Here is a 15,492-nt window from a genome sequence, read left to right on the forward strand (position 1 = left end):
GATTTACGATATTTCTAACACACAAACATACTTTTCAGCACTATTAGAGAAAGAGAAAATGGGAAAAACATTAGTAGAGAAGATTTGGGATGCACATGTCGTGAAGCGCGAAGAAGGCTTCCCCGACATCCTGTATATCGACACACATTTAATTCATGAGGTGACTTCCCCACAGGCCTTCGATGGTTTAAGGAAACGCGGTCTACCCGTGTTGCGCCCGGCGCAAACTGTAGCTACTGCAGACCACAACGTACCTACCTTGAACCAGCATCTTCCGATCAAAGAAGAGTTATCACGCTATCAAGTGGACATGCTGACAAAAAACACCAAAGAATTTGGTGTAGAACTCTATGGTTTGGGGCACCCTTATCAAGGTATTGTACATGTTATCGGTCCTGAACTCGGAATCACCCAACCCGGAAAAACAATGGTGTGTGGCGATAGTCATACCTCTACGCATGGCGCCTTTGGAGCCATCGCCTTTGGTATAGGAACATCACAGGTTGAACAAGTCTTCGCTACACAATGCCTGTTACAGCAGAAACCTAAAACCATGAAAATAGAGGTCAATGGTGAATTGGCAGCTGGTGTAGGTGCTAAAGATATTATCCTGTACATTATCGCTAAAATATCCGCAGCTGGAGGGACCGGATACTTTGTGGAGTACGCAGGATCCGCCATACGCTCTTTAAGTATGGAAGGTCGTATGACCATCTGTAATATGAGTATCGAAATGGGAGCAAGAGGTGGATTAATCGCTCCGGATCAAACCACATTTGATTACGTGGAAGGGCGCCAATTCGCTCCGAAAGGTGAAGAGTGGGATAAAGCATTAGCCTATTGGAAAACCCTGTATTCCGATGATGATGCAGAATTCGACGCCGTTCTTACTTATGATGCAGCAGATATCCAACCGATGATTACCTACGGTACAAACCCGGGTATGGGAATTGGCATTACAGAAAATATACCGACAACGGTATCACAACCGGAAAGCGAACGTCCATCTTATCAAAAAGCGATCGACTACATGGGCTTCCATGATGGTGAATCGGTTTTAGGAAAAGCGGTGGATTATGTTTTTATCGGCAGCTGTACCAATTCACGTATCGAGGATCTTCGCGAAGTTGCAGCCTTCGTACAAGGAAAACAAAAAGCAGAGAACGTCGAGGTATGGATCGTTCCAGGTTCCAAGCAGGTAGAGGCACAAGCCAAGGAAGAGGGCATTGACAAGATTTTTGAACAAGCAGGTTTTGCCTTACGCGAGCCCGGTTGTTCAGCATGCTTGGGCATGAATGAAGATAAAATTCCAGCTGGAAAATACTGCGTATCCACTTCAAATAGAAATTTTGAAGGCCGTCAAGGTCCAAATGCACGTACCATGTTGGCTAGTCCTTTGACAGCTGCTGCAGCGGCCGTAACGGGTAAAATTGTTGACATCAGACAATTGATTTAAGAGGTGGAAGATAACGCAAATACATACGTTATCATTTCCTTAGGAAGGTAAAAAACACAGGGACTTTGTATTTTTTTACTTTTTAATTTTTACTTTTTACTTTTCAAAATGAAGAAATTTGAAAAATTAACATCTCAAGTGGTTCCACTACCTATTGAGAATATAGATACCGATCAAATTATCCCTGCGCGTTTCTTGAAAGCAACGACAAGGGATGGTTTTGGCGATAATTTATTCCGCGACTGGCGCTACGATGCAGACAACCAGCCGAAGGCCGATTTTGTGATGAACAACCCTACCTTCTCCGGCAAAGTTTTGGTAGCTGGTAAAAACTTCGGTTGTGGTTCAAGTCGCGAACATGCCGCTTGGGCTATTCAAGATTACGGCTTTGATGTTGTAATCAGCTCTTTCTTTGCCGATATTTTTAAAGGTAACGCATTAAACAACGGTGTATTACCGATTCAAGTACCTGAAGAGTTTCTACAGAAAATCTTCAGCGTGGTTTTTGCAGACCCAACAAGTGCGGTTAGCGTAGACTTGGAGGCTCAAACGGTAACGATCGATGAAACGGGCGATAGCTACTCTTTTGAGATCAATCCTTATAAAAAATCATGCTTGATCAATGGCTATGACGACATTGATTTCATCTTGAGCCATAAAGCGGAAATCGAAGTATTTGAACAAAACAGATAATGTCAAACCCCGTCGTCCATATCGCCAATTTAAATTTGCACTACGCGGCAACGGCCGTGCTATGCGATTTAAATTGGCGTGTATATTCGGGAGAACACTGGATCATTGCCGGAAAAAGTGGTTCAGGAAAATCGTCCTTGGCCAAAGCCATGGTAAAATTGGAAAAATCTTCCGGTGAGGCGAGCTTTCATTTTGATCCGGAAAACAGCATGCCTCCCCTAGCCTATTACGTTGCCAATTGGTACCAATTTGCGAACCTCGAAGGTGACCGTAATTTTTATTATCAGCAACGTTACAACAAGCAACAGCAAAACGATACCCTTACAGTTTATGCTGATCTGCTGCATTTCGGACAAAAACACCAGTTGGATTTCCACGATGCAGAGCCTATTTTGTTGGCCCTAGGCTTCGAAAATTGTCGGCAAACACAGCTGATCGAGCTTTCCAGCGGCGAGCACAAAAAATTGCAACTAGTGCAAGCATTATGGCTAAGTCCACAACTACTTATCCTTGATGAACCTTATACCGGCCTAGATAAGCGTTCCCGTGCCCGTCTTAATACGATGTTGGACGAGATGGCTAATGCCGGGAGTACATTGATCCTGATCACAAACGATCGGGACATTCCTTCCTCGATCAACCGTTTTGCACAAATCGAAAATGGTCAGTTAAATGCCGTTGCCGATTTCAACGATATTAAGCAAGATGAGGAAAGACAACGAAAACCCTTTCCTTATTTTCTGCAAAAGGCACCGGTGGTCGATAGCGACACCATGATTTCGTTACATAACGTATCCGTGCGCTATGGCGAGAAAGAAGTGCTTAAAAACATCAGTTGGAAAGTAAAGGTCGGCGAAAAATGGTTGTTACAAGGACCTAACGGCTCGGGAAAATCTACGCTACTGAGTCTTTTAAATGGCGATCATCCACAGGCGTATGCCAATGACATCGCTCTATTCGGTAAAAAACGTGGGTCGGGAGAAAGCATTTGGGATATCAAGCAGAAAATTGGTATCATATCGCCAGAACTGCATTGGTATTTTGATAAAAACGCTACGGTTTGGCATGCCATAGCATCCGGTTTTTACGACAGCATAGGCTGGTTTTTACAGGTCAAATACGAAGAGAAAAAACAAATCGAGCAGCTCTTAGACTTCTTCGATCTGTTGGAGGATAAGGATAAATTGTTGCATACCCTTCCGTTGGGGAAACAACGGTTGGCGTTACTTGCGCGGACGATCATCAAAAATCCACAGTTACTGATCTTGGATGAACCCTGCCAAGGTCTAGACAGATCACAGACAGCACATTTCAATGCTGTTTTGGATGAACTTAGCAGCTACGGCAAAACATTGATCTATGTAGGGCATTACGAGTCACAACTACCCAGCTGTCTGGACAACAGGTTGGTGCTCGAAAAAGGCGAAGTCGTTATTTTAGAGTATGCGTAATTAAATGACGATTAGCGCCGGTAGGGCTGCATACCTACGGCAATGATTTAAACATTAAATAAATAGAAATTAAGTAAATAAGATAGGTCAAGTAAAAGGGTAAAGCCAGTTTTTACTTTTCAAGTTAAGCAAAATGAAGAAAAATATTTTAATTATACCCGGCGACGGCATTGGACAGGAAGTCACCACTTGGGGCAAGCAGGTTTTAGAGACCGTAGCACAGCATTATGGCCACGAATTTAGCTTCGACGAAGCAATTATGGGGCATACTGCCATCGAGGCTACCGGAAATCCACTGCCTGATGAAACCTTGGAAAAAGCAAAGGCTTCGGATGCCATACTTTTCGGAGCTATAGGGCATGCGAAATATGACAATGATCCATCGGCAAAGGTAAGACCAGAACAAGGCTTGTTGAAAATCCGCAAAGAATTGGGACTTTATGCGAACCTAAGACCTATTCTTCTTTTCGACGAACTTTTGGATGCTTCCAGCCTCAAGCCTGAAGTGTTACGTGGAACCGATATTTTATTCTTCAGAGAGCTAACAGGTGATGTCTATTTTGGCGAGAAAAAACGAAACGAAGATAACACCTTCGCTTCCGATTTAATGAACTATCACCGCTATGAGGTAGAACGCATTACGCGCAAAGCTTATGATGCAGCGAGAACACGTAATAAACGTTTATGCTCGGTAGATAAAGCCAATGTATTGGAAACCTCCAGACTTTGGAGAGAGGTGGTTCAAGAGATTGCGAAAGAGTATCCGGATGTGGAAACGGAACATATGTTTATCGATAATGCAGCAATGCAGCTGGTAAAAAACCCTAAAAAATTCGATGTGGTATTGACGGCCAATCTCTTCGGCGATATCCTCACTGATGAAGCTTCGCAGATTGCCGGTTCGATGGGTATGCTTGCCTCGGCATCTATTGGTGATGGCACCGGATTTTTTGAACCAATACACGGGTCGGCACATGATATCGCCGGCCAAAACAAAGCGAATCCACTAGCATCTATCCTGTCGGCGGCTTTGATGTTGGATATTGCTTTCGGTTTGCAAGACGAAGCCAAAGCGGTAACAACTGCGGTAGCGGAAACGTTAAAGGCCGGTTGGAGAACAGGCGATATCGCCAATGCGGAAACAGCTCCCGATAAGATCTTGGGAACCAATGAAATGGGCGCAAAAGTATTGTCGTTTTTCAAGAAATAATCATATAAAACAATGAAAGTCAGCCGCTCTATATAATTATATTACTGAGGTAACACTAATGTACACAGCACAGGTTTTTGACTTTTTAATTTTAACTTTTTAATTTAACAGTTATGCTACACGATCCGAATCACTTATATATTTTCGACACCACGCTTCGCGATGGCGAGCAAGTACCAGGATGTCAGTTAACAACACCGGAGAAAATCGAAATTGCAAAAGATCTGGAATCACTGGGTGTAGATATTATCGAGGCAGGTTTCCCAGTATCGAGCCCGGGAGACTTTCAATCGGTCGTAGAACTTTCCAAAGCCGTAGACAACGTCATTATATGCGCGCTGACAAGAGCAAACAATAACGATATTGATGTTGCTGCCGAAGCGCTCAAATTTGCAAAACGCCCACGTATTCACACCGGTATTGGTGCGTCCGATATGCACATCAAATATAAATTCAACTCTACACGGGAGGATATTTTAGCACGTGCGGTTGCCGCGGTGAAACATGCCAAATCCTATGTGGAAGACGTAGAATTTTATGCGGAAGACGCCGGTCGTGCTGATCTCGCTTACCTAGCACAGATGGTGGAAGCCGTTATCGCCGCCGGTGCAACCGTTGTCAATATTCCGGACACCAATGGCTATTGCCTACCGGATCAATATGGTGCAAAAATCAACTACTTGAAAGAGCATGTCAGCAATATTGATCAGGCCATTATTTCGGCACACTGTCACAATGATTTGGGCTTGGCAACAGCAAACTCTATTGCTGCTGTGCAGAATGGTGCCCGTCAGGTAGAGTGTACGATAAACGGTATCGGCGAACGTGCCGGAAACACTTCCTTGGAGGAAGTTGCTATGATCTTGAAAGTACATCAGCAGCAGTTTCCCGGATTAACGTCCAATATTAACAGTAGGCTGTTCACGGCAATCTCCCAAAAGGTAAGCTCCATGATGCGTATGCCTGTGCAACCAAATAAGGCAATTGTTGGAAAAAATGCCTTCGCGCACAGCTCGGGAATCCATCAGGATGGTTTCTTAAAGCATCGCGAAAACTATGAGATTATCCGTCCGGAAGATGTAGGCTTGGATGAAGCGGGTATTATCTTAACAGCTCGTTCTGGTCGCCACGCCTTAAAGCATCACTTAGAGCGTTTAGGTTATCAATTAGATAAAGACGAACTTGCGGTAACGTACGAGAAATTTTTGGTCGTTGCCGATGCCAAGAAAGATCTTTGTGATGACGATCTTAAAGCATTAATGCAATCCTAAACAAAAATTATAAAAAGAGCTACGGGGTAGCTCTTTTTATAATTTCATATGAAGCAAAAGCACGAAAACAATATCGGTAAGGACTTCCTAATCGGTAAACGTTTTTGACTTTTTTATTTTTGACCTTTGACTTTCTATCCGCTATGGATTTATCAACCCTTTCTCTAGACTCGCAACAGGCGGCAGAACGCATCAAAGATGTTGTCAACCGTACGCCTTTGCAATATAATTTACATCTTTCCGAGAAATATGGAGCAGAGGTGTATCTGAAAAGAGAAGACCTACAAGTCGTACGTTCGTACAAGCTTCGCGGAGCCTATAACAAAATTGTCAGCCTTTCTGAAGAAGAGCGAAATAAAGGTGTCACCTGCGCCAGCGCTGGCAACCATGCACAGGGCGTTGCCTTGTCTTGTAAAAAACTGGGTATTAAAGGCGTGATCTTCATGCCCGGTCCTACGCCACGTCAAAAAATAACGCAAACGGAGATGTGGGGAAATGGCCAAATCGAAATCGTGTTAACCGGCGATACGTTTGACGATTGCCAAAAAGCAGCTTTAGACTATACTAAAGAGCACGGCATGACCTTTATCCCACCTTTCGATGACCTGAAAGTCATCGAAGGCCAAGGAACGGTAGCCGTCGAGATTTTAGAAGATCTACCCGACTTAGATGCGATCTTCATCCCTATCGGCGGTGGTGGTCTATCATCAGGCGTGAGCTATCACATGAAAAAACATGCGCCAGCAGTCAAGCTTTATGGCGTAGAACCGGAAGGGGCGCCTTCCATGCTGGCCGCTTTGGAAAACCAAGGTCCTATTGAGTTGGATCAAATCAACAAATTCGTGGATGGCGCTGCGGTAAAGAAGGTAGGATCACAGACCTACCAAATCAGTAGCCAATTGTTGGATAGCGTAAAACCTATCCCCGAAGGAAAGATTTGCACAACCATCCTTCAACTGTACAACAAAGATGCAATTGTGGCTGAGCCGGCCGGAGCATTATCCATTGCGGCCTTGGAGTTTCATAAGGAAGAGATAAAAGGAAAAAAGGTGGTGTGTATCGTCTCCGGTGGAAACAATGACATCGACCGTATGAGTGAGATCAAGGAAATGTCGCTCTTGTACGAAGGCTTTAAACACTATTTTATCGTTCGCTTCCCGCAACGTCCTGGCGCCCTAAGGTTACTGGTTACGGAAGTCCTCGGACCTAAAGATGATATCACAAGATTTGAATACATCAAAAAAACAGAACGAGAACGTGGCCCCGCTTTGATTGGTATCGAGCTCAATGACCCGAAAGATTATACCAGCTTTATCGAAAGATTAAAAGCTTATAAATTCGACTTTATCGAAATCAATAAGGACCAGACACTTTTCGAGTATTTGGTGTAACATACAGATCTCTACATAAAAAGGGTCGAAAGCTGATAAACTTTCGACCCTTTTTTATATCCTGTTGTACAGAATTACTCTTTCTTCTTCAACAAATTCTTTTCTATAGGCTTGTTGATAACTCCCAGTTTCCGTCCCGCCGAAGACGTCGAAGAGCCGCTGTTCCGTGAAATCGACGAGCGATTTACATTCGTCGAGGTGGCTCCTGAAAGGCTGATTGCTCGCGCAATCATACTTTCTGTCGGGTCTGCAAAGTTCTTCGATATGTTATCCGGCACATTAGATACGTTCACTGTTAAGCCATCCCAATAATCTGTAGCACCTTCGCTATTAAGCGTCTTGAACGAAGTTGCCCATAAGGAGATAGTTGACATAATCTCCTGCTCGAAGAAGCCGACAGGCTTACCATAGGTACGATTCGTCTCTGCGATAAGCACAACATCCATGTATGGCTTCAGTACGTTGATCAACAGCTCTGACGCGGAGGCCGTTTCCTCGGTAACCAAAAAGTAAACTTTTTGATATTCCGGATTGCTGTTCTGACCGAAATTCACCGGTGTAAAATCATACCCGTTTGAGGCTCTTTCGGTATAGGGTTGAAAGTTGGCATTTACTTGATAAGTAAACATAGGTTTACCCGATGCAGACGGCCCCACAATCTTATTCGCCAAGTAGCGCGCTGTACTTACGTATCCGCCCGTGTTGTAGCGCATATCAACAATAAGCTCTTGAACTCCTGCAGTAGCAAATTCCCGAAATATACGTTCGAAATCTTGGTAAGTTTGGTTGTTACCCGTCACCTCTTCAAACGAAGAAAAGGCAAAATATCCTATTTTTGTGGAATAGTTGTAGATAGTATCTGCCAAAATAGGATTTATGTTGTAGGTCTCGTAGCTCAATGTGTAATCTTTATCCACATCGTTTACAGTGCGCATTTTCAAACGTAAACTGTTCGCGGCGATGGCCGTATTTAGCTTCGTTTGAAAATTATTAAATGCCGCCGTCTCCACAAAACAGCTTCCACTTTGGTTACAGCTGTAAGCTGCCGTAACGTCTGTATCATCGTTGATAGCTAAAAGCATAGAGCCGCGCGTAATACCCGCTTTCTGGGCTGGCGACCCTCCCTCTACAAAGTAGAGCACAGGAGCAGCCAAGGTCTCCGAAATAATGCGCCATCCAAAATACATACCATAGCCATCATTGGTATCCATGCGTAATCCATTGCTGCTTCGCTGTTGACTCCCCGAACCATTATCTTGGATAAACGAAAACCGGTCTATACTTCCGTTATAACCGGCGTAAAAGGGCGTAAGTGCTTTTAATGCGCTCAGCACATCCTCATTGCTACTATAGGCCGCTGTAAAGGTTCTAAGGACGGTGTTATCGGGCACATATTCTGTCCACAGTGATTGTTGATTGTAGTAGTAATAAATACTATCACGTATCAATTGTTCCTTCGTATCCTCGGGTTCGGGAGGTTCGGGAGTTGGTTCCACCTCCTTTTTACAGCCCACCACGAGGCCAAGGCATATTAACAAAAGCAAATATTTCCAAGTTTTCATATAGCGGTATTTAGCCAAATATACACGAATATACGAGGAAATCTCAGCCAATGGATTTATGCCCTAAAATTTAACACATTTTAAAGTTAATTAACGCCAAACAATGTGAAACGGCAATTGTTTAATCTCGTAAACGTAAATAGTAAGCATATGAAAGCAGCAAGTATTTTATTTTTTCTGACGATGATAACTTTCGTCAGTTTTGGGCAAACAGATAAAAGCAAAAGAGCAAGCCCGCCCGACAGTGTTAAGATAACGACGCAGGACGGTATCCAGATAGCGATACAGTATAGTAAACCCTCTTTAAAAGGCAGACAGCTAGGGGTAGATATTGCACCCGTAGGGAAAGTATGGCGTACAGGCGCTAACGAAGCGACGACTATTGCCTTTGACAAGAATGTCACGATAGAAGGTAAAGCGCTAGTGGCTGGCAAATACAGTCTATACAGCATTCCTGGTGAACAGCAAACAACGCTTATTTTCAATAAGGTGTGGAACCAGTGGGGAACAAAGTATGACGAAAGCCAAGATGCGTTACGCGTGGATGTTTCTAATGCCGCCGCAAGCGCTAGTCAAGAACAATTTACCATCACCGCTGCCCCTACAGGCATCGTGACGCTAACTTGGGGCGAGCATGCTATTCCTTTTCAGGTGAAAGCCGGCAAATAAAAAAAGGTTAAAAAAAACGGGCTTTGCGAATAACAGAGCCCGTTTTTTTAGATGTCTAGGGTCTATTTATTTTTCAGATATTTTTCTAAAAACTGATCCTGCTCCCATAAGGTATGTAGGATATTCGCTTCCGATGTGTAGCCATGCGCTTCAAATGGGAGAAGCACCATCCGCACGGGTGCCCCGAGGTTCTTGAGCGCTTGGAAGTAACGTTCCGTTTGTAGGGTGAAAGTACCCGGATTGTTATCGGCAGCACCATGAATCAACAACATCGGTGTTTTCATCTTATCAGCATGCATGAACGGCGACATATTATTATATACTTCCGGTACATCCCAATAGTTGCGCTGCTCCCGTTGAAAACCGAATGGTGTCAATGTACGGTTGTAAGCGCCGGAGCGTGCTATACCCACAGCAAATAAATTAGAATGCGTCAATAGGTTAGCTGTCATAAATGCACCGTATGAATGTCCACCAACTCCAACCTTGCTACGATCAATATACCCCAACTTATCCACCGCATCGATTGCAGCTTCTCCATTGGCAACGAGTTGCTCAATAAAGGTGTCGTTAGGTTCTTCATTCCCTTCGCCAATGATCGGGAAAGCGGCATCGTCTAGCACAGCATAACCTTTATTAACCCAATACACAAATGATCCGTAGGAAGGGTACGTAAAGGTGTATGGATTGGCCGTACTTTGTCCAGCCGTGTTCTTATCCTTATACTCCGTTGGGTAGGCCCAAATCAACAAAGGCAATTTCTCCTTCTTATTTTTATCGTAACCTGCGGGTAGGTACAGTGTTCCTGAAAGATCCACACCATCCTTCCGTTTGTAGTGGATCACTTCTTTTTGAACGCCGGCCAAGGATTTAAATGGATTTTCCAATTGTGTTAGCGCAGAGATCTTTCCGCTGCGTATGCTGCGCACATAGTAATTCGGGTAATCTGTTGGGGATTGTATAGAAACCAAGATGTCTCCTTTCTTCACATCCAGAATTCGGCTTATACTTTCTTTTTTTCCTTCCAGCTTCGACGTATAAAGACGCTTCTTCTTGAGCGAGGCCAGATCCAATTCATCGACAAACGGGAACTGCCCCTCCTTGGTATAGCCGTCTCCTACCCAATAGCTTTTATTATTCGCAACAAACATCACATAAGCCCCCCATTGATTCTTGGTTGTATAGACATTTCCCGGATCACTATATACATCCTGCGAATTTCGCGTAGAAATGATCTTAGACGCCTTAGTCGTCGGGTTCAATAATAGCGTTGTTTCATTCCGCGTATCGTACCATTGCGTATAAACCAAGGCATGGTTATCATCGCCCCACAAAATGCCGGCATACCGATCGGCGAGTTTAATCAATGATGTGGCGGCATCGGTAAATGGCGCGTCCCAAGAAAAGATTTCGTCTCTATATTCCACTTTCTTTGCCGCATCACCTCCATCCAATGCTTCCACATATACTAACGATGATGGCTTATCGCTCCGCCAGTTTAAACTTCTCTTCCCTGTGCGAGTAGATGAAAATCCCTTAGGCAACACCTCGACCAACGGCGTTTCATTAACGGTTTTAACCGTCTGTTTCGTTTCCACATCAAATACAATGGTCTGTTGTGGAAAGTTGTAATAAGGCACAACATAAGAAAAAGGCCGTTTCACCGTCGTAAGCAATAAGTATTTTCCATCCGGTGAAAAAGAACGTTGGCTGTAGATCTCCGCATCCCGCACTTTAGTTTGCTTACCTTCAAGATCGACGGCATATAACGCCGATTGGGTCAATGTTTCGAAATTGCTTTCATCTTGCGGGGTTTTCAACAAATCTTGGTAGGTGCGCAACTGCGACACTTGGCCTCCACTAGTGGAAACAATAGGACCTTTAGGTAGATCCTTACTGCTATCTATCCAGGCAGCACGGTTTGTGGGCAGCGTACTTATCAGCAATCGTCTTCCATCCTTATACCATTGAATAGGGCTCCCCAAGCTTGCATTCAGCACACCTTCGGTTAATCGTCGTGCTTGTGCGGTGAGCAGATCCAAAACCCACAACTCCACACCAGTAGCCGTAGTGTGTGTAAAGGCTACGTTTTTAGAGTCCGGCGAGAACAGCATATGCGCTATCCGCGCATCGGTAGGAAGACCCTGCACCTGCACTTCTTCGGAACCGTCAAACTTCTTGATTTTTATATTGTTCAAGTAACTCGTCGCACTCGCCATATTAGTTTGCGGATTCACCCGCAGTCCACCCAACCGTACCTCTGGCGCATTCAACTCATCCAAACTCTTATAGGTTGCTCGGTAAGAGAACACGATCCAACGCTCATCCGGACTAATCGTCACCGCCGGTGGTCGCTGGTAATCTGCGAGCTCCAAAATCTCTGTCGACGGCTTTTGATAGGTGATATTCTCCTGTGCATACACATAGGAGCAGAAAGAAATAAATAGTAGGGAACATATACGCTTCATAGTATTTGGATTTCGAGGCAAGTTAGAAAATAATTATGGGAGCACTTTGATGTTAACACAATTGTTATCAAACGGAGTAAAGTACGTAAAGGCTCCGCAAATACCGTTAAAGTTAAGTCAAAAAAACGGCGGTTTTATACTTGAAAGGTTTGTTAAAAATACGGTATATTTTACAGGGAATTTTGCCAATAATTTCTGTTTTAAAGTTTTCAACATTCTTTGCAGAAACTGTATACCAGCATTTTATAAGAAAAAACAAGCAGGGAACCGCATTTATTCCTTCCTTTTCACAGACATGTGGAAAAGTATCGTTAACGAGCCCAAGTAAAATGTTGGATATTTGTTTCACTCTAAATGCAAGTCTGCTTTCGAGTCTCGTGTTTTAAACTTCTAGGCTGTCGTACGGACATCCGACACATAAACTTAACAACAACATGGCAAGAATCATTAAATTCGAAAAAAATGACTGTGCTCCATGCGCACAAGTGTCAGCTTACTTAGATAACAAAGGTATCACATACGAAACAATAAATCCTTTTGACCAACCTGATTTGGCAGCAAAATTCCGTATCAGAACAGTACCAACCGTGCTTGTGTTGGACAATGAGGAAGTACAACAACGTATCATCGGGTTTAAACCTGAAGAACTGGCGCAAATCGCCTTATAAAAGTCCTTTATCCCGACACCGAAAATCGAGCGAGCAATGGTCCATTTATATTACGATTCAAAAACTGGAAACGTACAACGTTTTATCAACAAGGTGATTCAAATCACTGGTTGGCAGGCCCACAAAATTGAGGAAGACCTCAATGTGCGGGAAGCAGGACACTTGGTAACCTTTACAACCAAGCTAGGCTGTGTACCTGACAAAACGCAATCGTTTATGGATAGCTATGCCAGCAAGATTTTTTCGGTAACGTCTAGCGGAAATAGAAATTGGGGCAAGAACTTCGGACTTGCTGCAGACAAGATTTCTGAAGATTACGACGTACCATTGGCCATGAAATTCGAACTTTCGGGAACCATGGAGGACATCAATCAATTTATTGACATTATTAAACACCAATACAATGATAGCAAACGAGGTAGCCAAAAATTGGATATTGCTTAACAATGAAATCATGATTAAGCATGATGACGAGTACAGCTTACATAAAGACAAAGAAGCTGTGCGCGCCTATTTCCTGGAATACGTGAATAAAAACACGGTTTTCTTTTACACGCTAAAAGAAAAGATCGACTATTTAATAGAAAACAACTATTACATCAATTTCTACGAGTCCTTTACATTCGAAGAGATTGAAAAGGTGTTTAACTTCGTTCACGCGAAAAAATTCCGTTTCCAATCCTTTATGGCGGCTTTTAAATTTTTCCAAAGTTACGCCTTGCGTGATGACTCTGGAGAAAAATTCTTAGAACGCTACGAAGACCGTGTGGTGGCGGTTGCTCTTTTCCTAGCACGTAAAGAAGGTGTACAAAAAGCTATCGAGTACGCCGAGATCATGATCAATCAAGAATATCAACCTGCTACCCCGACATTCTTGAACGCTGGTAAGAAACGTTCTGGAGAGTTGGTATCTTGCTTTTTAGATGAGATTGGTGACAACCTTAACGGTATTGGATATGCTGTAGATTCTGCCATGAAGCTTTCTTCTATCGGGGGAGGTGTATCGTTCAATATTTCTAAAATACGTGCTCGCGGCGAAGCGATCAAAGGTGTAGAAGGCCGCGCGGGCGGAGTTCTTCCGATCATGAAGATCATGGAGGATACCTTCTCGTATGCCAATCAATTGGGCCAACGCCCTGGTGCCGGTGCCGTATACCTTAATATCTTCCATTCAGATATCGAAGAATTTTTGGATTGTAAAAAAATCAATGTCGATGAGAAAGTGCGCATTAAGTCTCTTTCCATCGGTATCATCGTGCCCGATAAGTTTATGGAACTTGCGGAAAAAGACGAGGCTTGTTACCTCATCTACCCACACACGGTTATGCAAGAATATGGTCAATATCTGGATGAATTGGATATGGACAAGATGTACGATGAATTGATCACCAATCCGAATGTCAAGAAAAAGAGAATCAACGCACGCCACCTATTGGTTCGTATTGCACAAACGCAAAAAGAATCGGGCTATCCATACATCTTTTTCAAAGAAAACACCAACAAGGCACATGCCTTGAATGGTTTGGGTAAAGTGAAATTCTCCAATCTGTGTACCGAAATCATGCAGGTTTCTGAAGTATCGGACATCAATATTTATGGGCAGGAAGACACCATCCGTTACGGTATTTCCTGTAATTTGGGTTCGTTGAATATCGCTACAGTGATGGACAACAAACGCATCAAAGAGACTGTAAAAACGGCGATGCGAACCTTGACCGTGGTAACAGACGTGACCAACATCGATATGGTACCCTCCATTGCAAAAGCAAACAGGGAGCTACACTCGGTTGGTCTTGGGGCTATGAACCTACACGGTTTCTTAGCGAAAAGCTTCATCATGTATGAATCTACAGAGGCATTGGATTTTGCCAACACCTTCTTCATGATGATGAATTACTATTCGCTAGAAGCATCTATGGAAATTGCCAAAGAAAGAGGCAAAACGTTCACAGGCTTTGAAAAATCTGCCTACGCAGACGGTTCATATTTTGATCGTTATACAGAACGTGAATACCAACCAACGACCGATAAGGTAAAAGAACTTTTTGAAGGTATCAACATCCCGACAAGCCAAGACTGGGAAAACCTGAAAGCACAGATTAAAGAGCACGGTATTTACCATGCTTACCGTTTAGCCATTGCGCCAAATCAGTCCACATCCTACATCATGAATGCTACGGCTTCTGTTATGCCTGTCGTGGATATTATTGAAGTACGCGAATATGGTGATAGTACAACCTATTATCCAATGCCTTATTTGACGAACGACAACTACTTCTACTTCAAGTCGGCTTACGATATGGATCAGTTTAAAGTATTGAAATTGATTTCCGTAATACAGCGTCACATTGATCAAGGGGTATCCACCATCCTGCATACCAATTCCAAAGATTCTACACGTGATTTAGCTAAATATTACATTTATGCGCACAAAATAGGATTGAAATCATTGTACTACACTCGTACACGGAAATCTACCGTAGAAGAATGTATTTCTTGTTCAGCATAGAACATAGGCATAAAAACGAAATAGTAAACGAATAACGTCAAGCATAAACGTTACGAAGGTAACACACGAGAAGGAGAAACCGATAACAGCAATTATCTACGTTTCTCCTTCCGTTTCTTCCCCGAGAACAAGTGTTGTGCGACT

The 15,492-nt window shown here is 43.4% G+C and carries 12 protein-coding genes; 10 read left to right on the forward strand and 2 right to left on the reverse strand.

Going from position 1 to position 15,492, the window contains the following annotated elements; translation table 11 throughout:
- The first annotated feature begins 58 nt into the window (after positions 1 to 58).
- The 6 genes from leuC to ilvA all read left to right on the forward strand — a co-directional run bounded on the left by leuC (position 59) and on the right by ilvA (position 7,472).
- Positions 59 to 1,456, forward strand: a complete 1,398-nt coding sequence (gene leuC / locus SCB77_RS09400; RefSeq protein ID WP_320186175.1) for a 3-isopropylmalate dehydratase large subunit — start codon at positions 59 to 61, stop codon at positions 1,454 to 1,456.
- 108 nt (positions 1,457 to 1,564) lie between these two features.
- Positions 1,565 to 2,149: a 3-isopropylmalate dehydratase small subunit gene (gene leuD, locus SCB77_RS09405; protein ID WP_320186176.1), complete on the forward strand. Its 585-nt coding sequence runs from the start codon at positions 1,565 to 1,567 to the stop codon at positions 2,147 to 2,149.
- Complete coding sequence (locus tag SCB77_RS09410) at positions 2,149 to 3,600, forward strand: ATP-binding cassette domain-containing protein (protein WP_320186177.1); 1,452 nt, start codon at positions 2,149 to 2,151, stop codon at positions 3,598 to 3,600. The genes leuD and SCB77_RS09410 overlap by 1 nt, the downstream gene beginning before the upstream one ends.
- Positions 3,601 to 3,733: 133 nt before the next feature.
- On the forward strand, positions 3,734 to 4,810 hold the full coding sequence (gene leuB / locus SCB77_RS09415; protein ID WP_320186178.1) for a 3-isopropylmalate dehydrogenase: 1,077 nt from the start codon (positions 3,734 to 3,736) through the stop codon (positions 4,808 to 4,810).
- 113 nt (positions 4,811 to 4,923) lie between these two features.
- The gene (locus SCB77_RS09420; protein ID WP_320186179.1) at positions 4,924 to 6,081 is read left to right on the forward strand and encodes a 2-isopropylmalate synthase; all 1,158 of its coding nucleotides are present in this window, start codon (positions 4,924 to 4,926) and stop codon (positions 6,079 to 6,081) included.
- Between the two features lie 143 nt (positions 6,082 to 6,224).
- The gene (ilvA, locus tag SCB77_RS09425) at positions 6,225 to 7,472 is read left to right on the forward strand and encodes a threonine ammonia-lyase IlvA (protein ID WP_320186180.1); all 1,248 of its coding nucleotides are present in this window, start codon (positions 6,225 to 6,227) and stop codon (positions 7,470 to 7,472) included.
- A 74-nt stretch (positions 7,473 to 7,546) separates the two neighbouring features.
- On the opposite strand, the gene SCB77_RS09430 is transcribed toward ilvA, so the two are convergent.
- Positions 7,547 to 9,034, reverse strand: a complete 1,488-nt coding sequence (locus SCB77_RS09430; RefSeq protein ID WP_320186181.1) for a S41 family peptidase — start codon at positions 9,032 to 9,034, stop codon at positions 7,547 to 7,549.
- 150 nt (positions 9,035 to 9,184) lie between these two features.
- Here SCB77_RS09430 and SCB77_RS09435 point away from each other — a divergent pair, with 150 nt between their 5' ends.
- Complete coding sequence (locus tag SCB77_RS09435; protein WP_320186182.1) at positions 9,185 to 9,703, forward strand: DUF2911 domain-containing protein; 519 nt, start codon at positions 9,185 to 9,187, stop codon at positions 9,701 to 9,703.
- A gap of 62 nt (positions 9,704 to 9,765) precedes the next feature.
- Here SCB77_RS09435 and SCB77_RS09440 read toward each other — a convergent pair whose 3' ends face one another.
- Entirely contained in the window at positions 9,766 to 12,171 is a 2,406-nt protein-coding gene (locus tag SCB77_RS09440; protein WP_320186183.1) for a S9 family peptidase, read from the reverse strand.
- Between the two features lie 434 nt (positions 12,172 to 12,605).
- Here SCB77_RS09440 and SCB77_RS09445 point away from each other — a divergent pair, with 434 nt between their 5' ends.
- The 3 genes from SCB77_RS09445 to nrdE are packed head-to-tail and all read left to right on the forward strand — an operon-like array spanning position 12,606 to position 15,348.
- Positions 12,606 to 12,839 carry a thioredoxin family protein gene (locus SCB77_RS09445; RefSeq protein WP_320186184.1) on the forward strand — a complete coding sequence of 78 codons (234 nt, stop codon included), beginning with the start codon at positions 12,606 to 12,608 and terminating at the stop codon, positions 12,837 to 12,839.
- Positions 12,840 to 12,875: 36 nt separating this feature from the next.
- Positions 12,876 to 13,283, forward strand: coding sequence for a class Ib ribonucleoside-diphosphate reductase assembly flavoprotein NrdI (nrdI, locus tag SCB77_RS09450; protein WP_320186185.1), 408 nt, complete (start codon positions 12,876 to 12,878; stop codon positions 13,281 to 13,283).
- A 10-nt stretch (positions 13,284 to 13,293) separates the two neighbouring features.
- The gene (gene nrdE, locus SCB77_RS09455; RefSeq protein WP_320186186.1) at positions 13,294 to 15,348 is read left to right on the forward strand and encodes a class 1b ribonucleoside-diphosphate reductase subunit alpha; all 2,055 of its coding nucleotides are present in this window, start codon (positions 13,294 to 13,296) and stop codon (positions 15,346 to 15,348) included.
- The last annotated feature ends 144 nt before the right edge of the window (positions 15,349 to 15,492 follow it).

It is taken from the genome of Sphingobacterium bambusae, assembly GCF_033955345.1.
GTDB classification, from domain to species: Bacteria; Bacteroidota; Bacteroidia; order Sphingobacteriales; family Sphingobacteriaceae; genus Sphingobacterium; species Sphingobacterium bambusae.